Origin of the sequence: Corynebacterium sp. H113 (genome assembly GCF_037572315.1) — a bacterium.
In the GTDB taxonomy this organism is placed as follows: Bacteria; Actinomycetota; Actinomycetes; order Mycobacteriales; family Mycobacteriaceae; genus Corynebacterium.
Map to the genome: position 1 here is coordinate 330,164 of NZ_JBBHKZ010000003.1, position 20,426 is coordinate 350,589.

A 20,426-nucleotide genomic window follows, 5' to 3' on the forward strand; every position below is an offset into this window, starting at 1 on the left:
ACACAACAATGGTGATGAATAACCGTCCACGCACGAGTCGTCAATCAGTGCCTCGACCTGCTGTGCTGGGACTCAATGCGGATCAACGCACGCATGACGATCTCGAAGCGCTGCACTGGTACAACGAGGATTCGTTGGAACTTCTGTGGGGACTTGCGGGTGCTGCCGATCCGAACTTGGCACTCGCTGGCCTCATTCGACTGAAGGAAGCGCTCGATTCGAAAGAAGCAGCCGGAACGTTGCCTGACTGGGCAACATGGTCTGCTCTCGATGAATTATTGCGCAACCAGGTATTGATGCGAACGCGCATGTTTGCGTTGATGGGTGGCTCGGCTGCACTGGCAGATCACCTGATCGCCAATCCGACAGAATGGATCCAACTCCAAGCGGATCTACCAACGCAAGGTGACATGTTCCGTGAACTGCTCACCGCCGTGGAAGCGATGCCGGAGTCACCAGTTCTCACCGATCCCGACAACGTTGCCGCCGCTGATGACCTCGAAGCGCACTATCCCACCGAGTCAAGCCCCGATTTGGAAGGCGCGGGGTTATATCGCGCCGGGATCACCGGTCGTGAGGCCGAAATTGCCATGCAACGTGCGTACCGCAACCTCATCATGCGCATCGCAGCTGCTGACCTCGCAGGAACTTATCCGAGAGGTCCACGTCGGCCAGGTCAGCCTGTCGTGCCTTTTGTACAGATCGCAGAGGCCTTATCGGACCTCGCTGATGCAGCGTTGACAGCAGCGCTGTCTGTCGCCGTCGCAAAGGTCTATCCAGATTCGCCGGTGAGCACAAGGTTGGCTGTCATCGCGATGGGCAAGTGCGGCGCCCAGGAGTTGAATTACATCTCCGATGTGGACGTAATCTTCGTGGCAGAGCCACCGGACGCGCGAGCGACCCGTCTTGCTGGTGAATTCGTCCGCATTTCCTGTCGATGCTTCTTTGAAGTCGACGTTGCACTACGGCCAGAGGGCAAAAGCGGAGCGTTGGTGCGCACCCTGGAATCGCATGTCGCGTACTACAAGCGGTGGGCGCAAACATGGGAGTTCCAGGCACAGCTAAAGGCTCGTCCGATGACGGGCGATTTGGACCTCGGCAATGCCTACATCGATGCGCTGCGACCCATGGTGTGGGAAGCATCCCAGCGAGATTCATTCGTACCGGATATTCAGGCCATGCGGCGACGTGTGATCGAGAATGTTCCCGATGATCTGCGTAAACGCGAGTTGAAGCTCGGTGTCGGAGGTTTGCGCGACGTTGAGTTCGCGGTGCAGCTACTGCAGATGGTGCATGGGCGTTACGACGAAACCCTGCGCGTCCTTTCCACCGTTGATGCCTTGGAAGCACTGGTTGAGGCAGGCTACATCGGCCGCGAAGACGGCCGAAATCTGATTGGTGCCTATGAATTCATGCGGCTGCTGGAGCATCGTTTGCAGCTGCAGAAACTGCGTCGGACGCACACGCTGCCACCTGCTGAAGACGTAGAAAATCGTCGTTGGTTGGCTCGCGCATCGGGACTAGTCATGCAGGGTTCGGCCGATGCAGCCGAGATCCTGAACAAGCGTTTTCGCGCAACCTCGATGCAGATTCGTTCGCTGCATAACAAGCTGTTCTACCGTCCTCTGTTGAATTCGGTAGTTGAGCTGGACGTTGGCACGATGCAGTTGTCTGCAGACGCCGCGAAACGTCAGCTCGCAGCACTTGGCTATGACTTCCCAGACCGCGCATATGAGCACCTCACCGCGCTCGCCTCGGGTGGTTCCCGTAAGGCTCGCATCCAAGCAATGATTTTGCCGACACTGATGGAATGGCTGTCGGAAACCCAAGATCCCGATGCTGGTCTGCTGAACTACCGTAAGCTGTCCGAGGTCCTCTACCACCAGCAATGGTTTGTTCGCACGCTGCGCGACGAGGGCATCGTCGGCCATCGGCTCATGCACATTCTGGGCACGTCACCATACGCTTCCGATTTGCTCATGATGTCGCCGGAAACCGTTCGTATGCTTGGCGACGGTGCCGTCGGCCCGAAATTGTTGGATACCGATCCGCAGACGGTGGGCCGGTCATTGGTGGCGGCGGCAGGGCGTCATGACGATCCCGACAAGGCCATCAAGGTAGCTCGTGCACTTCGCCGTGCCGAGTTGGCGCGTATTGCTTCTGCAGACCTACTGGGCATGATGGATGTGCGCGATGTGTGTCGCTCCCTGTCGCTGGTGTGGGATGCAGTGTTGGAAGCAGCGCTTGCGGCAGAGATTCGTGGTTGGCAGAAGGCCCACCCCGATGAACCAGTCCCGGCAAAGATCTCAGTCATCGGCATGGGGCGTCTTGGTGGTGCAGAGCTTGGCTATGGCTCAGATGCTGACGTGATGTTCGTCTGCGATCCCGCCACAGATGAAGCAGGGGAGCCTGTCGTCGAAGATTCCACGGCTGTTCGGTGGGCAACACGGATTTGTGATGCAATGCGTCGTCGTCTAGCAAAACCGAGCCAGGATCCAGCATTGGAAGTCGATGTTGACCTGCGCCCAGAAGGACGTTCGGGGCCGATCGTCCGCACGTTGCATTCTTATCTGTCGTACTACGAGAGGTGGGGAGAGACCTGGGAGCTTCAGGCGCTGCTGCGTGCAACATGGATCGCCGGCGATAAAGAACTAGGTCAGCGTTTCCTCGAAGGCATTGACTCAATGCGCTATCCGGCAGGGGGTGTCGACGAAAAGATTGTTCGCGAAGTGAGGCGCATGAAGGCTCGTGTCGATAATGAGCGACTGCCACGTGGAGCGAATCGTCGTACACATACGAAGCTTGGCTCGGGTGCGCTGACCGATATCGAATGGACCGTGCAACTGTTGACGTTCTTGCATGCACATGAAGTTCCAGAACTGCACAACACCTCAACACTGGACTGTCTGGATGCGCTGCAGAAAGCGAACATTCTCGATGGAGAAGACACCGATACTCTGCGTACTGCGTGGTTAACTGCGACAAAGGCACGAAATGCGCTGGTTCTGACTCGTGGCAAACGCACGGACGAGCTGCCACAGCCAGGACCTCAGCTGGGCCAAGTAGCAGGTGCCGCGGGCTGGGATCCCATGGATTCCAATGGTTTTATGGAGAACTATTTGCGTGTCACCCGTCTATCACGAAGGGTCGTCGATCGCGTTTTCTGGGGTGAGGAGTCTCCTACTCACGAGGTATAGGCCATAATGGTTCGGATGAACAACCAGGTCGATTTCTCGAGCCGCCCAGATTACCGCGATCACCTTCGCACTCTGGGCGATTCTGACCTGCGCTTTTTGCTTCGCGCCAGCGGTAGTGATCACACGGCGGAACAGCCACGCACTCGCGCTGAATCCATCATGGCGCTGCTGAGCGATGATGCTGCGTTGAATGCGCTGTCGTTCGCCACAATTGATGTCGTATCGGTAATCCAGCTTGTTCATGTGCTGGAGGATTCAGCCACGCTGGACGATCTCGCCGAAGTCGCCTATTTCGCATCAGATGATGACACCAGTCCACACGAAAAGGGTGTCGTAGTGTCCAAGCGGCGAGAGCGGGCGTCGAAAAGCGAGCTGCTGAACAGGCTGCACCGTGCCCGCAATCTGGGACTCGTGTGGGAACAGCCAGTGGGAGTGTGGAACTTACCGCCACATGTTTCGCGGGTCTTTGGCGAAGAACCGACGATGGCAACGCCGGTGCAGTGTCTGATCGATTTGGTGGAGCCGGATCTACTGCGCGAGCGTATGCGTCGATTGGGAATGTTGGGCGGCAACGAAAACTTGCAGGAGCATGAGACTTTGGCGCGACTGCGTGACTTCTTGTGCTCGCCACGCAAGGTTCGCGCATTGGTGTCAATGGCGCCGTTGAAGGTGCAGAAGCAGTTGAAGTACTTCGCGCAGGAAGCAATTCGGCTGGATCGTCGTACTTGGAGCGCCTCGCGAGCAGAAGCCGTCGAATGGGCCGAGGAGCACTTGTTGGCGGTGTCGTTCACCACGCCAATGGAATACGGCGACGAGCTCAACGCGTCGATGGTCTCGCCAGTCTCCCTCGCATTGCGTGGCTCCGAGTGGTTCATTCCACGACCACATGAACGCGAACAATTCCCGGCTGCAGAAAAGGACAATTTCGCCGCTCAACAACGTCCCTGGCAGCGCGCAGTGTCGTGCGCTTCGGCGTACTTGCAGTGGGCAGGTACTGAGGTGCTGTGCCCATTCGAGATGGAAGGCAAGCAGAAGATCATCGACTTCGCTGTCACCATTGGGGCGAATCCTGATGTGATGACGGTGGTCGTCGACATGCTTGTATGTGCCGGACTTGTCGACGAAGACACCGGCGGAGTCACCACCAATGCTTTGTCCTATTGGTTCAGCAGTACGACGGTAGAACGTTGGGCATGGCTCGTGGCAGGTTGGCTGACGGGTAAGTCGGAAGAGCAGATCGCAAAGTACTGGGTTGGCGATTCGGTGTTGCTTGCACAGGTGGCGGCGCGAACGCAGCGACGGATGCATCGGGAAATTGTGATGCTCGCGGTGGAGTTGGAACAAGGTCACAAGTATTACCGCTGCTGCATTGATAACCATATGGTGTGGCAGTTCCAGGCTGCTTTCGATGTGCTGCAAGTTGATCTGCAATCCAGTATTGACACCGCCATGGAGGGTGCTGAAGCACTTGGCATTTTCCTCGATGGCGAAGCCCCGTGGCATGCCGATGCGATTGCGATCGCCCTTGCAGATGCGTGGTTTACTGAGCAAGATTTGGCGCCTAAAGATGTCGCAGAGCTCATTGCCAGCATCGTGGTGGTGGAGGGGCCACAATCGCAGGGCTCCATTGTGTTGTCCGAACCACATCGCGACGACGACGGTAAGGCACCAATGCTGTACGCACATTCTTTCGGCGTGCCAACCAATGATGTCGCAGCGGCTTTGGACTTCTTGGCGGAACGAGACAAAACTGGTGCCGTCACCCGGTGGGTGTTCACCGAAGATTCGGTGCGTGCGGCTTTGATCCAGGTCGATTGGGACGTTGAGCGTTTGTATCAGCAGCTGGTGCACGTCGCCAATACGGAGTCGATGCGTCCGCTCTTTGAGGAACACCTGATGAAGATGGTGCACTCCTTGCAGTTGCAGGAGATCCTGGAGTTGCCGATGCCGATGTCAGATGCGACTGCCGACAGTGGCGAGGTCGCTGACGGCGATGGCAGCACCAACAGCACAGGCAGTGCTGATGGGATCGTTAATGCAGACGACACCGGTGAAACAGACCCTACAAACGACAAAACCTCGAGTGAAAACACTCGAGGAAATGACGGTGATGATTCAGGTGGCGAACCGGAACAGCTTTCGCTGTTCTAAAGGCTCGTCGCCAGCGAGGTATCGCTGGTAATTACTTGGCTGCTGCGAGAACTTCGTCGACGACCTTGTTCAGGACCTCGACCTGGCCCTCAGCTGGAGCGAAGGATCCATCAGCCATTTCAGCACCGAGGTCGATCTCGACTGCGGTTTCAGCGTCGACCATCTTCAGATTACGAACAATGTCGCGCCACTGGTTGACTGCACGCACGCCCTTGTGGAAGCCGTAGCCAACGAAGCCAACTGGCTTCTCAGACCACTCAGCGAATAGCAGGTCAACTGCGTTCTTCATGGCAGCTGGTGGCGCTGCGTTGTACTCAGGGGTGACGAACAGGAAGCCGTCGAGCTCCTTGATTGCGGCTGCCCATGCAGTGGTCTTCTCATCTTCGTAGACACCGTTTGCCATGCCTGGGATGGTTTCTTCGGTGAGGAAGTTCAAGTCGAAATCTGCGACACTCAGTTCAGCCAGCTCAACGTCAGTGCGGCCCTGCAGAGCCTCGTGGACCCACTGACCAATTGCAGTGCCTGCGTTGCCCTTGCGGGTGGTGCCGGTGATAATGCCAAGCTTCATTGTGTAACCCTCTCATGTTAATGATGATGTGTCAACAATGTAGCAGTAGTGGCGAGCTCCCGCAACTTGAAAGCTATACCGGTGGGGGTGTGGACTTAACGACGTCGTCGATACGTGCGACCCAAACGGCTGTGCCATCGCCGAGGCTTGAGTCGCTCTGGTTTCGCGCTACGGTACTCGCGAACATTCGCCTGGTCGACCCACTGTGGCGTGGTGCAGGCATCCTTGTCCAGGAGATCCGACGGGTCGTGCACGTACACGGTCGTTTGCGCACCAACTGATTCGAGCAACTGCTGAGTGAGCTCGCGGGCAAGAGGGGAGAAGCTGCGCACCTCAACCAGATCCAGGAAGAGCTGCGTACCTGACGCGGCACCTTTGCCGACCTCGCGGTCGACAACTTGGAATGACGTGAAGTTGATGTCTCCATACAGGCGGAGCAAGGTGGTGTCTTGAATGCCGTCAGAATCAAAATCAACCAACGCGCGCTGGCGAAGAGCGCCATGAGGACGTTGCGAAACACGCATCATATGCAAGCCCAAATCCTCTGATGCGCGGTGGAAGAATTCGTTGCCACGCACAGAGTTGCCAAACTGATCTAGTGGCGGTGAAAAGCTGGCCAACGCGAGTTCGCCTGGGATCGCGCCGACGATGCCACCACTGACGCCCGACTTTGCCGGAATTCCTACCGTATTCATCCAGTTACCCGCAGCGTTGTACATGCCTGACGTAGACATGACAGACAGCACCCACTGAACCGTCTCAGGCTGGAAAACTCGCTTGCCGGTCATGGGCTGAATTCCACCCGAAGCGAGTGTTGCACCAATAGTGACGAGGTCACACACGTTCAGCGCGACAGCACTTTGGCGACAGTAGCCCTTAAACGCCTCCAGCGGATCGCAGGTGATCGTATCGGTCGAACGCAACAAGTTGGCGATGGCGCGGTTTCGGAAGCCAGTTTCCACCTCGCCTTCTGAGACCTCGTGGTCGATCTTCAATTCCCGTCCAGCCAAGTCGGACAGGTTTTGGCGAACGACTTCTACGGCGTCACCATCCGGGCCAACGTATTCCATGAGCAGTCCGTGCACAGTGATCGCGCCGGCATTAATCATCGGGTTGACTGGACGACCGTACTTATCCAAAGAAATTTCGTTGAATGCGTCACCACTTGGTTCCACACCAACACGTTCCGAAACGGCGTCCAAGCCCATCAATTCGATTGCTAGTCCGTATGCCAGGGGCTTACACATCGACTGGATGGTGAACTCATGAGAGGTGTCCCCGAAGGCATACATATCTCCGGTTGGAGTCATCACGGCGGTGGCAAAGAGCTGGGAATCTACGTCTTTCAACGCAGGGATGTACTCAGCATTTGCACCACCGGACCGGTGCCGGCACGACTCGGTGAGATCAAAAAGCGTGTCTCGGAATGGAGAGGCAATAGTAGGGAACGTCATGCACCCAGGCTACGGAAGTTCGCCCCTTACGCGAGCTCAAACTTGTGAGACGGTGCTGCTGCAGCGCGTCGTCGCAAAGCAATCTGCGCGGAGAACAGCCCGATCATGCCGATCAGCCACACCACGAGCACCGCAACCCAGGCGAGGCGGAAATCAGCCCACTGGTAGGCGCTACCGTCGCTGGAAATGTCGAGAATGACACCAATACTTTGCGACGCCACCATCGCTGCCACAAACCCACCCATGTTGGAAAGACCTGTACCAGTTGCGAGTACAGAGCGATCGACATTCTCGCGGACGGTATCGAAACCATAGTTGGAAGTCGATGCGGCAAGACCGAGGAGGGCGTTCATCACGATGATGACGATAAACGTGTGCGGTGTAGGAGAGAGGAAGAACCAGACCCAGGCCATGGCGACGGAGGTGGTCATCAAGGTATGGAACTTCCATCGGCTACTACCCAGGCGCGACGAAATCATGCCAACGATGGGCCCCGAACAAATCACTGCCACCGTATTGATGACCAAGCCAGCACTGGCTTGGGATGGCTCCAATCCCATACCAAGGGTCATCAACGGCATGCCCCACAGCAACAGGAACACGTTTTGATTCAGCAGTCCCGTCCAGTGGGTAAAGAATCCCTGCCAGCAGGACGGATCACGCAAAACGACGCCCAGCATCGAACGGATTGATGCCCGCTGTGGCGGAGTTGCAGGTGGCTGGGTGGTGACTGGCCGAATGTTGACCGACGACTCTCGATACAGCGAATCGTCGGGTCTATCCCGTACAGCAACAGCAGCAGCTAGCGCGATAATGGCGCCACCCGAGGCAATGGACAAGAACGCTGGAACCCAGCCTTCGGCGTGTAATAGAGCCAAGAACGGCACTGCCGAGATGAACTGGCCCAGCTGGCCAAGACCTGCGGTGAGCTGGGTAAAGACTGGCGTGGATTTCAGTGGGAACCACGCTGGAAGAAGTCGCATCACTGCCAGGAATGCGGTGGCGTCGCCTGCGCCAATGAGAATTCGGGCACCAATTGCGACCGGATATGCAGTGGAGAGGGCAAGTACGGCCTGGCCCACCGCCATGAGAAGTGCTCCGGCGACCATCGTCTTCCGAGCGCCAATGCGGTCAATGATGATGCCGACGGGAATCTGCGCCAGTGCGTACACACCAACCTGAACTGCGGTGAATACCGCGAGCCGGGAAGCGTCAATGTCGAACCTGTCCAGCGCTTGTACGCCTGCAACACCAAGTGACGTACGACCTGTGATGGCAACGATATACACCAATACGGCAGCGGCCCACACGACGAGGGCGCGGGCCGCAAGCTTCTCACGTGGGTGCGGGCGGTCGCGAACTTGGCGGTCTCTCGCTGGGGAGTGCGAAGAATGCCCTCTAGTGGAATGTGCGGGATCCTTGGGGTTCGACGAAGTGCTCACTCTGGACGAGTGTAGAACTCTTTAGACTGGAAAGTAACTGCGAAACACCAACCCGGTTTATTCGATCTTGGCAATGAAGGCGACAGTAGCGATGACCCGCAAAAGTTACACAAGTACTCAATCCCAACGGCATCGCTATGTGGTGCGGTTCTTCGCAAGCACCGGTGTTTCAGTGCTGGCGCTGGTCAGTGCTGGTATTGGTTTGGGGGTTGCTACGGCATCGGAAGCGTCAATCGGTACACACAGCGAGCTCAAGCCAGCATCGGAGATCAACGTTTCAATCGACGATGCAGATGATCTGCTTACTCCCGCTGATGAAACCCGACTGCTCAAAGAGACCGAAGCACTTCTAGTGCCCGGGTCAGTCACTGACATTGAGTACCTCTTGATGGAAGATGTTGACGATAACATCAACGACTCAGTCGAAGAGCACCTCCGTGACAAGAACTCGCCCCTCATCCTGGAGGACGTGTTTCGTGATGGCGCGCTCATTTTTGCCTACGGTAAAGATCCTCGCTCTAACGGTGCTTATGCCGGTGAGGATGTTGCCACAGACATTGACCTTCGTAACGACACTCGTCTCGACAACATTCTGGAAGCCGGTCGACCCGCGCTGAAAGACAAGCAGCTCGTTGATGGTCTCGTCGCTAGCGCGAAGTATGCCGTCGATACGAGCACAATCGAGCGTGATCGTCGACAAGCTGAAGAAGATGCGAAAAAAGAAAAGACTATTGGGCTCACTGTAGCTGCTACGACTGTGGCAGTAGCTGCGGGCGTGACGACGGTCGCAGTTGCAGCATCTCGCAAGAAGAAGGCGAATACAGCCCGTGAGAAGTTGGCATTTGTGCAGAAACACTACGCCAGTGTCGGGCTGCGTCTGGGGGAGATCGACGTGCGGGCGCACAACTTGAACTCGCCATTCGCGAATGCCGAGTTGCGTTCCCAATGGGAGCAGGTACGCGACGAATTTCTTGCAGTGAATTCACTGGTAGATGGCATGATGCACATCAATACCCGGATTGAAGAAATGCACGAGAAGATGCCGGAGGGCAAGAAGACCGATGCGGTGTTGAGGCAGCGAGCTGGCGACATCAACAAGGCGCATGAAGCCACCGAGCGCATGACCAATGCGGAGAAGAATATCGACCGTCTATGGGACATGGAACATGGTGACGATGCGGTGCGTATTGAAGAACTAAGCGAGCTTCGCGACGACATCATCAAGGCACAATCCGATGTCAAGGGCGCCGAAATTCGAGAGCGTCTTGCGCAACTAGAGGCATCTGCTGATCAGCTGCGTCGAGATGTACGAAGCGACGCGTTCATGGACAATTACGCGCAGCTGATTCACGACTATGCGCTGGTGATGGACATCATCCGTGAGAAGGAATTCGATGACCTCGATATGAAGGACGGCGAACGCCACGCACCTGCTCTGTGGGATGCGAACTACCGCGTTGGCTCTGGCTATAACAACTGGGTGCCGTTCATGGTGATGTCAACCTGGCATGATGCTGATGTCGCTGCGACGACGGACGGTGGCAATAGTACGTCGTTTAGCTCGGGCTTTTCCGGTGCCGGCGGTGGCGGATCGTTCTAACGTTTCTGCAAAACCTCTTTGATGAAGTCCGCGACAACACACTGCGAGATTTTCACGTCGAGGACGAGAACATCTGCCGGATTGTCGTGAAGTGCAGTTGCCACCAGATCGAAGTCAGCCATGGTGCGAATGGTGATGCCACGTGCGCCGAGGCTTGAACCAAGTGCTGCGAAGTCAATGTCATCGATGACCATGGACTCGGTGTCAAGACCAGCGGCGGCATATTGGTGCAGTTCGGCGCCATATGCAGCGTCATTCATCACGACGATTGCGCCCCCAGGGGTTCCGTTTCTGCCGCGCATTGCGCGAATGGCAGATTCCAGATCTGACAGGGCCATCAATCCGCCACCATCGCCGGTAACAAGGACTGTGTAGTTACTCGGTCGTGCAGCCGCGATGCCCACAGCAGAGCCACAGCCAAGCCCGATGGACTGAATCGCCGATCCCACAAGTGCGAGCGCATCTGGATCCGGCGTGTCCAAGTACTGCGGCACCCAGCCCAAGAAGTGGCCACCATCTGTACACACGCAGCGTTGCTGAGGCAGCAAGAGATTCAACGCATGTAGAGCAGCGCGTGGGTCGAGCCGTCCGTCCTCACCCACGGTATGAGCTGGCGCTGGCGTGAAGTCGCCACGCTGCAATTGGAGGCGGAGCTCTGCCAGATCCCAGCCATCGGCGTACTCATTCTTCGTGATCAGTCTGAGCAACTGAGGTAGAGCATCTCTCAGATCGGCGTACACCCGCTTATCGACGGGCATAGCTGCTGGATGTGGCTCGTCGATAATGTGCGCCACAGTTGCGTGGGCAGGGAACATCTTGCCGCCGCGAGCTTGGAATGGGTTGAAACTAGCGCCCAGAACCAAGATGGCATCTACGCTGCGCATGACATCGACTACCTCTGCGTGAGCAAACCCACCGGATATACCAAGGCTGACTACATCGGCGAATAGCTCACTGTCCGCCTCTGGAGCTGCATCGAAGACGTTGTTCGCCATCGCGGAGGTGAGATGGATGGCGCCGATTTCGTCGCCAAGCTTTGCCGCCATTTCTTCTGTGTGTGACAGCACTACACCGCGACCCGACACGATGACAGGCCGGTGGGCGGTGGACAGCAGCTCAGCAATGTCGGCGAGGGAATCGCCAGCGTGCGTGTCAGAGGCTGGCATCGACGCATCAGCGGCGTGCGGGGCTGCCGCCGACGAGACGCAATACGGATCATGATGAGCATTGCGTGCGATGGCACCATCATGCTCCAGCTGGCTCTCCTGCAGATCATGTGGAAGCAGAATGACGACCGGCTCTCGCAGTGACTCCGCGAGATCAAAGGCAATCGACGTTTCGATTCGTGCCGACGACGGTGAGACGGTGAGGTAGATGATTCCCATTGCGTCGAGAAGCGCAGCCTGGTCGACATCGAAGTGTCGTGGCGCAGCAGCCGGCGCGGTGCCCGCGATGAAAACAAGGGGAATTCGCGCGTACTTCGCTTCGGCCAGCGCAGTAATGGTGTTGGTGAAACCAGCGCCACAGGTCGTTGTCGCAACTGCGATTCTCTCCGAACGTGACGACGCTCGGTAGAAAGCATCAGCCGCTGTTACAGCAGCTGCTTCGTGACGGACCGCCGTGTAGGGGAACCCCTGGGAGGTGAGATCCGAGACAACATGTGAGTTCGCATTACCGACGAGGCCGAAGGCGTGATGTGCGCGGTCGCGCACAACATCAGCGATGGCTGACGACGTCGTCGAAGTTTCCAAATGTCCGATTGTGTGGGATTGATATCGGTTAGTTACGAACTGTGTGAAGTCTGATGGGGACAACGGAACTCCGAGCTGGAAAGAGGGCGGGTAGGCGACGATAACGCCAAGACGGTGAATGTGCACCGACGATTGTGACAGCTCGAAGTCAGTTTCGGGAGGTCTAGGGTGTTATTAGAGCAGGTTTACCTAGTTGGTTGTCGGTGTAAACCCAGCTCCGGCGGGTATTTATTGAATTCATTCCAAATCTGGAAGTGGGGGTGAAAATGTGCGAGTTCGGGGGTGGGGGTGCTGTTTCTCGTGTGCGGGGGTCGGGGGTGATCATGGGATGGTCCTATGGCTTTAATGGCTCAGCGAAGGAACTGGGGAAAGGTGCGGCGGCGCAGATTCAACGGCGCAGGATCGATCGTCAAAAAGAGAAAATGGGTGGGTACCAACCGATCAGAAAAAGACCGAGATAGGTGCCCACCCGTTATCGAGTGACGCTACAGCGACGTGACTACTTCGCCACGTGCTCAGAAATGAAGTTCTTCACAACTTCGACATCGTTTGGCAGATCGACGACGCGACGTGGTGCATCCATGATGCCCGCAAAACGCTCTGGAGTATCTGGCTGCTGACCAGTTGCTTCGAGGATTGTCTCGGCGAACTTCACTGGCAGTGCAGTTTCGAGGCAAACAATTGGGGTAGCAACCTGATCGCGTACTTCACGGGCCACGTGGATGCCGTCCGCAGTGTGCGGATCAACCATGACACCGAGGCGCTCCCAGCAGTCGCGGATCGTCTCGATGCGGTCCGCGTGGTGTGAGCGACCCGACATGAAACCGTACTTCGACGAAGCATTGGGGAATACGGGATCGGCAGTGAGGGAGAAGCCACCTTCCTTCACTTTGACTCCGAATAGTTCCGCAATGCGCTCGGCATCGCGATCTAGCAGGTCGAAAACGAAACGCTCGAAGTTCGAGGCGCGGGAGATGTCCATCGATGGGCTCGAGGTAGCCAACGTCTCTTCCGCGGAACGAACACGGTAGCCACCGGTGTGGAAGAACTCATCGAGAACGTCGTTCTCGTTCGTAGCAACGATGAGACGGTCGATGGGAACGCCCATAGAGCGTGCGATGTGTCCGGCGCAGATATCGCCGAAGTTACCGGTAGGAACTGAGAAGCTGACCTTCTGCGAGTTGTCTGCCTCTGGGCCGTTGTTGCCCGTAACTCGGATCCAGCACGATACGTAGTACACGACCTGAGCCATCAGGCGTGCCCAATTGATTGAGTTCACCGCACCAATGCGGTGCGACTTCTTGTACTCCAGGTCGCCCGACACTGCCTTCACGACATCCTGGCAGTCGTCGAAAACGCCATCCAGTGCGATGTTATGAATGTTCTCGTCCTGCAGACCGAACATCTGCGCCTGCTGGAATGGTGTCATACGCCCAGCTGGGGTGAGCATGAACACGCTGATTCCTGGACGTCCGCGCATTGCGTACTCCGCAGAAGAACCGGTATCGCCGGACGTAGCGCCAAGAATATTCAGGGTCTCGTTGCGACGGCCCAGTTCGTATTCAAAAAGCTCGCCTAAAAGCTGCATTGCCATATCCTTGAACGCAGCAGTTGGCCCCATGGATAGGTGGCCAATGTAAAGGCCGTCTTCCAGCTCTGTCACAGGGACGATTGCTTCGTCCGAGAACTTTGGAGTGGTGTAGGCACGGGCGCAAATAGCCTTCAGATCTTCTGCTGGGATGTCGTCGACGAACAGTTGAAGAACTTCTGCTGCCAGGGCGCCGTAGCCGTTATTGGCAAGAACGGCGCGCCACTTCGTCAACATCTCATCATCGACCTGCGGGTACTCCGCCGGCAAATACAAACCGCCGTCGGGGGCCAGGCCGCCGAGAAGAATATCGGAAAACTTTGCTGGGGTGCGCTTTGGATCGCGGGTCGAAATGTAGTCCACGTTAATTAGTTTACTGAAAGGGAAAGGCCCGGCGTGCATGGCACGTCGGACCTTGGGAAAAGCGGAGAAAACTACGGTGCGGAAATCCGCGATATGAACCCGGTATTTACGCGATAATGCTGTCCTTGTTTTCGTCTACTTTGTCGAGCTTTCCCTTCGCAATTTTGTTGACAACCATGGCGATGGCTCCGTCGCCAGTGACGTTGCACGCAGTGCCAAACGAGTCGATAGCGATGTAAGCGGCGATCATCAGTGCGTTCTGTTCGTCAGTGAAGCCGAGCATGCTGGCGAGGATGCCGACGGCAGCCATGATGGCACCACCCGGCACGCCTGGTGCTGCAATCATGGTGATGCCCAGCATGAGGATGAAGCCGATGGCCTGCGCGAAGCTCACTGGAGTACCTGACATGTACATGACTGCGAATGCGAAAAGCGCGATCTTCATCATGGAGCCGGCAAGGTGAATCGTTGCGCAGAGTGGAATGGTGAACCCGGCGACGGATTCCGAGACTCCGTTCCTCTTTGCGCACTCATACGTGACTGGAATCGTTGCTGCCGACGATGAGGTGCCCAGTGCCGTCGCGTATGCGGGAAGCATGTTCTTCAGCGCCGTAAGTGGATTTCGACCAGCGATGGAGCCTGCCAGCACAAACTGAATAGCCAACAACACAACCGTGCCAATGATTGCCAGCACCAACACCTTGAAGAACATCGACAACGTGGTGGTCAGATTGCCATTCATGCCCATCGACAAGAAAATGCCGAAGATGTAGAACGGCAGAATCGGAATGATAAAGGTCGAGATGACCTTCATGATCACGTCGCGAAGCTGGTCTGCGCCTCGCTGAAGAGAATCGGACTTCACTGCCGTCATGGCCAAGCCAATGACGAAAGCTAGCAGGAGGGCCGTCATCACCTCAAACGGTGGTGGCATCTCGACGCTGAAGTACGGGGACAGTGCGCCTTCTTCGACGTCGACAGACTTTGCGACGGTGTCGTCGCCAAGCAAGCTCGGGTAAAGCGAAGCAGCTGCGCCGTAGGCGATCAAACCCGAAAACACCGTGGAACCGTAGGCAATTGCGGTGGTCAGGCCGAGCCACTTGCCGGCACCCTTGCCAAGACTGGAAATTGCCGGGGTGATCAGCGCGAAAATGAGGACTGGAACGAAGAAGCCAAGGAAGTTGCCGAACAACCCGTTGAACGTGACGAAGACTTTTGCAAGCCATTCGGGGAAGAAGAAGCTACACGCGATGCCGAGGATGATGGCAACGATGATGCGGAACAGTAGCGACTTCGAAAGTCGTGAAAAGTTCATGTCAGTTCCTTTGGTTTCGGTACCTCGAAGCGTGAGTGCCGGTATGCACCTAGCTACGAGAGCGTTGGTGTGCCTGATGTACCTAGTGTTCGAAAAATTCTCTGAATAACTTACCTGAGGTAATTGCCGTTTCCCGCATCGCTGGGGTGCTTTCCGCGCGGTTGGATTGGGGAACTGCGCTAGCCGTAACCCTTTACGAAATGTAAAATAAACTGTACGATAAGGGTTGTAGGGTAGACATCAAGGAAAGAATGTTTATGGGTTCCAGTGGTAGTTCACACGATGCGTCGCTGGGAAACATGGTTCGCAAGTACCGGCGCTGGCAAGAGCTCTCGCAGTCAGAATTGGCTACGCGGGTTGGGGTTTCTCGGCAGACGGTTGTGAACATCGAAAAGGGCAATTACTCGCCGTCTGTGCATCTGGCACTTGCGATTTGCAGTGAGTTGGGCAAGACGGTGGAACAAGTTTTTGGCGACGAGCAAGAAACACAGTGACTAGTCAGTCACCACAATGTTAAAACAAGCGGAATGGTAGGGAGAGAACAATGGCGTCAATGTCGGATCACATCGTCGAGTTGTACGAGAAGTCGGTGGACGATGAATACGAGCGGAAAATCCTGCACCAGTCGTCGACCATCGCGAACTACATCACGGGTTTTTCAACGATCATTGCGGCGGCCATCGTCGCGTGGTTCTTGCCGGGAAAAGCAGCTTATCTGTCATTCCTGTTCCCGCTTGCAGTTTTTGTGGGGCAGCAGATGGGGCAGAGGTGGATGCGCCAACGTGTTCCTGCGCCGAGGGCTGTCCTCCCGTCGACGCCTGTGTTGCTCCTCATGGTTCCGATCACAGGGTTGTGGATGGGTGGCTTGTTATATAACACCACGGACAACAACGCTTGGTCATGGATCGGCGCCATTGTCGGCGCGGTCGTCGGTGGAGTTGCAAGCTTCTTCTACATGAAGAAGAACCAGCAGCACAACCGCAATCTGGATGAGGAACGGTTGGCTGCTGCTGATCCTGACGATTACTGATTGTCGGTTACTAGAAGCCCTGATCGATAAGCCACGTCGATAGTTCTGTATATCGCGCGGTGAATTGATCAGGGTCGTCTTTTCCTTGCTGACGGTCGCCGACAATTTGCCCGTCGACTAGGAAAAGCACTCTCTCGCATCGTGTGGCGACTTTGACATCATGCGTCACGACGACGACGGTTGTGCCTTCATTGTTGATTTCGCACAGGAGATCCATGATTTCGCTGGCGGAGGTCGAATTTAGTGCGCCTGTTGGTTCGTCACAGAACAGCACGTCAGGGTCATTGATGAGGGCACGGCAGATGCCGACTCGTTGCAGTTGGCCACCAGAAGCTTGTGCGACGGTGCGGTCTTCAAGTCCGTTCAATCCGACTCGATTCATGAGTTCCCGTCCGTGCTCTACCACTTCGGCTCGAGGTACCTTCTGCGCCGAAAACCCTGGGAAGATGATGTTGTCGAGCAGCGACAAGTTCTTCAGTAGATGGATCTGCTGAAACACGAAGCCCATCTTTGTGAGTCTGAGCTCCGCCAGTCGCTTCTGCGAAAGTTCGTGAATCGGCTCATCGCTGAAGAAAATCTCGCCGCTTGTTGCTTCATCCATCCCGCTGAGGGTGTTCAGCAGCGTTGATTTGCCTGACCCCGAGGGCCCCATGATGGCGACGAATTCGCCAGGTTCAATAGAGACATCAATGCCGTGGAGGACAGTGTTTTCGCCTTCTGCATTGGGGAAGGACTTCACTAGGTTGTGGGAAGAAATGATGGTGTTCATGACTATTCTCCTGCCAAGTCAGTTGCCGAGGCAGTTTTGACTGCCGATGTTGCCATGGCGGCGGAGAGTCCCACCGCAACGAAGAGGAAGAGTGGGCATGCGAGGTACGTCAGCCACGGGTTGACGACGAAGTCAATGCTCGACGCCCCAAGGAAACGAGACACAGAGCCAATCAACAAAGGGCCAAGCAGATTTGCCAGAACGGTGCCTGCGATGACGCCACCTGCAAGAATCAACCACATTCGGGTCACGTACTGAACGCGAATGTCATGTTTCGAGGCGCCAATCATTTGCTGAATAGCGATCGGAAGCTTGTCGCGTGCGAGCAGCATTTGCGTAAACAAGGCCGTCATCAACGCGGCGAGCGCTGCGGCCACGATCGTTGACACTGTGGCTGCCGTTTTGACCTGCGAAATGGTGCCGGACAAGGATCGCTCGACGAGTTCCGTGGACTTTGCGACGCGCCCCGGGGCGAAGGAGTCCGACCATTCGCGGATGAGTGCGTCAGCATTTGCGCCGTCACGAAGACCCACGGCAATGGTGTAGACCATGGGTGTTCCAGAGTCCTTGCCGAGATTGGCCTTGGCGGTGCGACCACCGTTGGTGACATCTTGATAGATGCCGGAGACGGTCAGTGTATGACTAGTGTCCGTTCCGATGTCCCGGTACTTAACGGTGTCGCCAACTTTTACGGACAGGTCGTTTGCGGTCGCCCAGGACAGGGCGATGTCGGTGTCCTTCTTTGGCCCCACACCGTCGGTATAGGTGACGGGGAAGACGTTGTGGTCTCCGTTCTGAATCGACTGCGATATCCATTCGTTTTCGGCGACGTTGAAGAACTCGTAACCGCTGGTGACAAATCCGACTTCCTTCTCTACATCAGGGTGTGCAGCGAGTTCTTCACGCGCGCTGTCAAAGCGCTCCTCCATGCCGTCGGCAGAGCTGCGCAGGTCGATGTACACATCCGATCGAGCAATACCCAGGTAGGAGATGAAACTCTCATCGGAGATGGTTGTTGCCATGTTGATGGGCACAATCATGATGAAAGCGCTGGCAATGAACACCGATGCTGTAAGGGCGTAGGTGCGTGCACGGCCGAGAACATCCATCAAGCCGAGACGGATATGCAGCGGAGTTCGTCGTGAAGTGTGGAGTGAGAGTCGTGACCTGTGAGCTGTGGCAGCAGCTGGCGACGTCAGCGCATCGAGTGCGGGGATTCGGTTGATCTTCCGCAGAAGGAGCTGTGTGAACAACATGAACGCACCCAGCATTAGAAGTGCGGGGATCGCGGGAATGATGAATCCGGCTAGTCCGGTGTGGGTGGTGCCGTTGTACATGGCGACGTTCTCGGTGAGATACGGCGTCAAAACCAGGGTGCCAAGGAAGCCAAGCACAGTCGCTGCACCGGCGAGGAGAGCGTATTTACGCAAATAGATGCTTTTGATGGTGCGCGAAGGGATGCCAATTGCCTTCATAACACCGATTTCGTGGCGATCCTGTTCTGCTGTAGTCAGGAAAGCGAAGCGAAGGCACAATGCCGCAATGGTCAGCAGCAGAAGCGACACAACGATGACAATGGCAGCGAGAATGCCATCTGATAGGACAGTGAGCATCTTGAAGTCGTCACTGCTCAGCGCCATTCCGTCTGCCGGCAGCCCGGATTCCGCATAGTCCTGCTGGAATGAACGCTTGTTCGCACTATCGGTCAGCGCAAATTCGATGAGATACTCCGGTGCACCAAGCTGTGAGCGGAGAGTCTGCGCATCCTTTTCATTAATCAGGAAGCGTTTCGACGACGCCAACCCCGGATTCATCATCGAATCTCGAAGGAAATTGCTGACCGTGAAATCGTGGGTCACGTCGCCAGCTTTAACGGTGACGGTATCGCCGAGTTGCAGGTCGAGGCGTTCGCGGTGATAGATCGGCACTGCGATATCGCCGGGGGCGACGCTGAGAGGTTTGTTATCCAGATCCAGCAGAATATCCATGGACGAGTTCTGCGTGACCAGCGAATTGTCCTGCGAGTCTTCTGTGTTCGCGGTGTTGTTGAAAAGTAGCTGGGAGTTGTCAACGGGAAGCATTTCGACGACGTGTGTTGCTGTGACATCGTCGCGTTTCAGTGCCCACTCATTGATACGTGCCGGGTCCTTCTTCATGTCCAAGGTCCCCGAGTGCATCTGGACAACGGAAGGGGTTTTCGCGGCTACGAAGAGATCATCGACTGCTGTAGCAAGGGTTGTGACAATGGATGCGCCCGTTGCAGCGAGGAGAACGGACAATGCCATCAGCAGCATCAGCATGATGTTGATGCCGACCGATTTACGCAGGTCAGTTCGTACTATGCGGTTGGTGATACTCCCTGTGCGATTAGGAGCTTTTGGTGGTGGTATGCGCGTGTTCATGAGGGGGACTCCTGGTGTGTGATCCCGAAAATGGCGCTTCCTGGTTCGGTGATGGTGCCCGGTGCAGCGCCAAGCGAACGCTCGATAATGGTGAGCGCAGCGTTCAAACGCTCAGTCATAAGTTCATGGGTCTTTCGTTCACGAAGCTCCGGATCAGCGATAGCCGTAATAGCGGGATCCTCAGTGGCGTTGTCAACAGCAGGAATGAGGCTGGCGAGCAGCAGCTCAATGACGGAATCCGGATGAGAGACATCGAAAATCCCTTCCGCAATTCCTTCCTTCACCACCGAACTCAGAATCGGAGCAGTCGCATTTATGCTCCGCTGTGTGCTCGCTCGATGGATTTCCGGGTGCTCATCCAAATACTTGAGTATCAACGCCTCTTCACCCTGCGGATTCTGCGCGATAACCACCAACAAACATTTCGTTGGGATATCTAGATCGCGCCGGGCTGCAACCTCCCGCGCCCGTTCAATGCCGATGGCCACTTGCTTGTCGACGATCGCCGACAATACCTCATCCTTAGAAGAGAAGTGGTGATAGAACGTGCCCTTGGCTATGCCAACTTCAGAAATGATGTTCTGCACAGACGTGTGCACGAACCCCTGTTGAGCGAAAAGCCGCGCCGCTGCATCGACGATCTCAGCTCGGCGCACGCTCGTTGGTTTAGAAATGCGAGGTGAGTGTCCGGGCGACTTCGATTGCTTGCCAACCATGACGACGGCTCCCACTCCGATGCTGTAGCTCCAGTGCAATGTGAACTGCAAACCGACTGCCGGTCGGTTCACCTCCAATG

The 20,426-nt window shown here is 56.2% G+C and carries 14 protein-coding genes; 5 read left to right on the forward strand and 9 right to left on the reverse strand.

The features are described 5' to 3' along the window. The first annotated feature begins 8 nt into the window (after positions 1-8). Both WG938_RS08200 and WG938_RS08205 read left to right on the forward strand, forming a co-directional pair. Positions 9-3,197 carry a bifunctional [glutamine synthetase] adenylyltransferase/[glutamine synthetase]-adenylyl-L-tyrosine phosphorylase gene (locus tag WG938_RS08200; protein ID WP_445292906.1) on the forward strand — a complete coding sequence of 1,063 codons (3,189 nt, stop codon included), beginning with the start codon at positions 9-11 and terminating at the stop codon, positions 3,195-3,197. 15 nt (positions 3,198-3,212) lie between these two features. Continuing rightward, entirely contained in the window at positions 3,213-5,348 is a 2,136-nt protein-coding gene (locus tag WG938_RS08205) for a hypothetical protein (protein ID WP_339979598.1), read from the forward strand. Between the two features lie 31 nt (positions 5,349-5,379). On the opposite strand, the gene WG938_RS08210 is transcribed toward WG938_RS08205, so the two are convergent. The 3 genes from WG938_RS08210 to WG938_RS08220 form a co-directional block, all read right to left on the reverse strand. After that, positions 5,380-5,916 carry an NADPH-dependent FMN reductase gene (locus tag WG938_RS08210; RefSeq protein WP_339979600.1) on the reverse strand — a complete coding sequence of 179 codons (537 nt, stop codon included), beginning with the start codon at positions 5,914-5,916 and terminating at the stop codon, positions 5,380-5,382. 95 nt (positions 5,917-6,011) lie between these two features. Then, entirely contained in the window at positions 6,012-7,370 is a 1,359-nt protein-coding gene (glsA, locus tag WG938_RS08215) for a glutaminase A (RefSeq protein WP_339979602.1), read from the reverse strand. Between the two features lie 26 nt (positions 7,371-7,396). Continuing rightward, positions 7,397-8,812, reverse strand: coding sequence for an MFS transporter (locus tag WG938_RS08220; RefSeq protein ID WP_339979605.1), 1,416 nt, complete (start codon positions 8,810-8,812; stop codon positions 7,397-7,399). A gap of 91 nt (positions 8,813-8,903) precedes the next feature. On the opposite strand from WG938_RS08220, the gene WG938_RS08225 reads away from it, so the two are divergent. Then, complete coding sequence (locus WG938_RS08225) at positions 8,904-10,412, forward strand: DUF5129 domain-containing protein (RefSeq protein ID WP_339979607.1); 1,509 nt, start codon at positions 8,904-8,906, stop codon at positions 10,410-10,412. Here WG938_RS08225 and WG938_RS08230 read toward each other — a convergent pair. The 3 genes from WG938_RS08230 to WG938_RS08240 all read right to left on the reverse strand — a co-directional run bounded on the left by WG938_RS08230 (position 10,409) and on the right by WG938_RS08240 (position 15,429). Then, positions 10,409-12,163, reverse strand: coding sequence for a thiamine pyrophosphate-binding protein (locus tag WG938_RS08230; protein ID WP_339979608.1), 1,755 nt, complete (start codon positions 12,161-12,163; stop codon positions 10,409-10,411). The two genes, WG938_RS08225 and WG938_RS08230, sit on opposite strands and share 4 nt — an antisense overlap. Before the next feature lie 499 nt (positions 12,164-12,662). Continuing rightward, positions 12,663-14,114: a threonine synthase gene (gene thrC / locus WG938_RS08235; protein ID WP_339979609.1), complete on the reverse strand. Its 1,452-nt coding sequence runs from the start codon at positions 14,112-14,114 to the stop codon at positions 12,663-12,665. 106 nt (positions 14,115-14,220) lie between these two features. Beyond that, on the reverse strand, positions 14,221-15,429 hold the full coding sequence (locus WG938_RS08240; RefSeq protein WP_339979610.1) for a dicarboxylate/amino acid:cation symporter: 1,209 nt from the start codon (positions 15,427-15,429) through the stop codon (positions 14,221-14,223). A 257-nt stretch (positions 15,430-15,686) separates the two neighbouring features. On the opposite strand from WG938_RS08240, the gene WG938_RS08245 reads away from it, so the two are divergent. Together WG938_RS08245 and WG938_RS08250 are read left to right on the forward strand one after the other, a co-directional pair. Further along, positions 15,687-15,923, forward strand: coding sequence for a helix-turn-helix transcriptional regulator (locus WG938_RS08245; protein WP_339979612.1), 237 nt, complete (start codon positions 15,687-15,689; stop codon positions 15,921-15,923). 59 nt (positions 15,924-15,982) lie between these two features. Continuing rightward, on the forward strand, positions 15,983-16,459 hold the full coding sequence (locus tag WG938_RS08250; RefSeq protein WP_339979613.1) for a hypothetical protein: 477 nt from the start codon (positions 15,983-15,985) through the stop codon (positions 16,457-16,459). Positions 16,460-16,469: 10 nt separating this feature from the next. On the opposite strand, the gene WG938_RS08255 is transcribed toward WG938_RS08250, so the two are convergent. From WG938_RS08255 to WG938_RS08265, 3 genes are read right to left on the reverse strand one after another with little or no spacing between them, the layout of a single operon-like run. Further along, positions 16,470-17,228 (reverse strand): ABC transporter ATP-binding protein, encoded by a 759-nt coding sequence (locus tag WG938_RS08255; protein WP_339979614.1) that lies wholly within the window; start codon positions 17,226-17,228, stop codon positions 16,470-16,472. Positions 17,229-17,230: 2 nt separating this feature from the next. Next, positions 17,231-19,630: an ABC transporter permease gene (locus tag WG938_RS08260; protein WP_339979615.1), complete on the reverse strand. Its 2,400-nt coding sequence runs from the start codon at positions 19,628-19,630 to the stop codon at positions 17,231-17,233. Further along, positions 19,627-20,418, reverse strand: a complete 792-nt coding sequence (locus WG938_RS08265) for a TetR/AcrR family transcriptional regulator (RefSeq protein WP_339979617.1) — start codon at positions 20,416-20,418, stop codon at positions 19,627-19,629. Before WG938_RS08265 ends, WG938_RS08260 begins: the two co-directional genes overlap by 4 nt. Positions 20,419-20,426: the final 8 nt, after the last annotated feature.

Bases quoted from the DNA above. Each gene is read 5' to 3' on its own strand.
- WG938_RS08240 (WP_339979610.1), bottom strand. From the start codon at position 15,429: ATGAACTTTTCACGACTTTCGAAGTCGCTACTGTTCCGCATCATCGTT.
- WG938_RS08245 (WP_339979612.1), top strand. From the start codon at position 15,687: ATGGGTTCCAGTGGTAGTTCACACGATGCGTCGCTGGGAAACATGGTT.
- WG938_RS08210 (WP_339979600.1), bottom strand. From the start codon at position 5,916: ATGAAGCTTGGCATTATCACCGGCACCACCCGCAAGGGCAACGCAGGC.
- WG938_RS08205 (WP_339979598.1), top strand. From the start codon at position 3,213: ATGAACAACCAGGTCGATTTCTCGAGCCGCCCAGATTACCGCGATCAC.
- WG938_RS08250 (WP_339979613.1), top strand. From the start codon at position 15,983: ATGTCGGATCACATCGTCGAGTTGTACGAGAAGTCGGTGGACGATGAA.
- WG938_RS08260 (WP_339979615.1), bottom strand. From the start codon at position 19,630: ATGAACACGCGCATACCACCACCAAAAGCTCCTAATCGCACAGGGAGT.
- WG938_RS08255 (WP_339979614.1), bottom strand. From the start codon at position 17,228: ATGAACACCATCATTTCTTCCCACAACCTAGTGAAGTCCTTCCCCAAT.
- glsA (WP_339979602.1), bottom strand. From the start codon at position 7,370: ATGACGTTCCCTACTATTGCCTCTCCATTCCGAGACACGCTTTTTGAT.
- WG938_RS08225 (WP_339979607.1), top strand. From the start codon at position 8,904: ATGACCCGCAAAAGTTACACAAGTACTCAATCCCAACGGCATCGCTAT.
- WG938_RS08200 (WP_445292906.1), top strand. From the start codon at position 9: ATGGTGATGAATAACCGTCCACGCACGAGTCGTCAATCAGTGCCTCGA.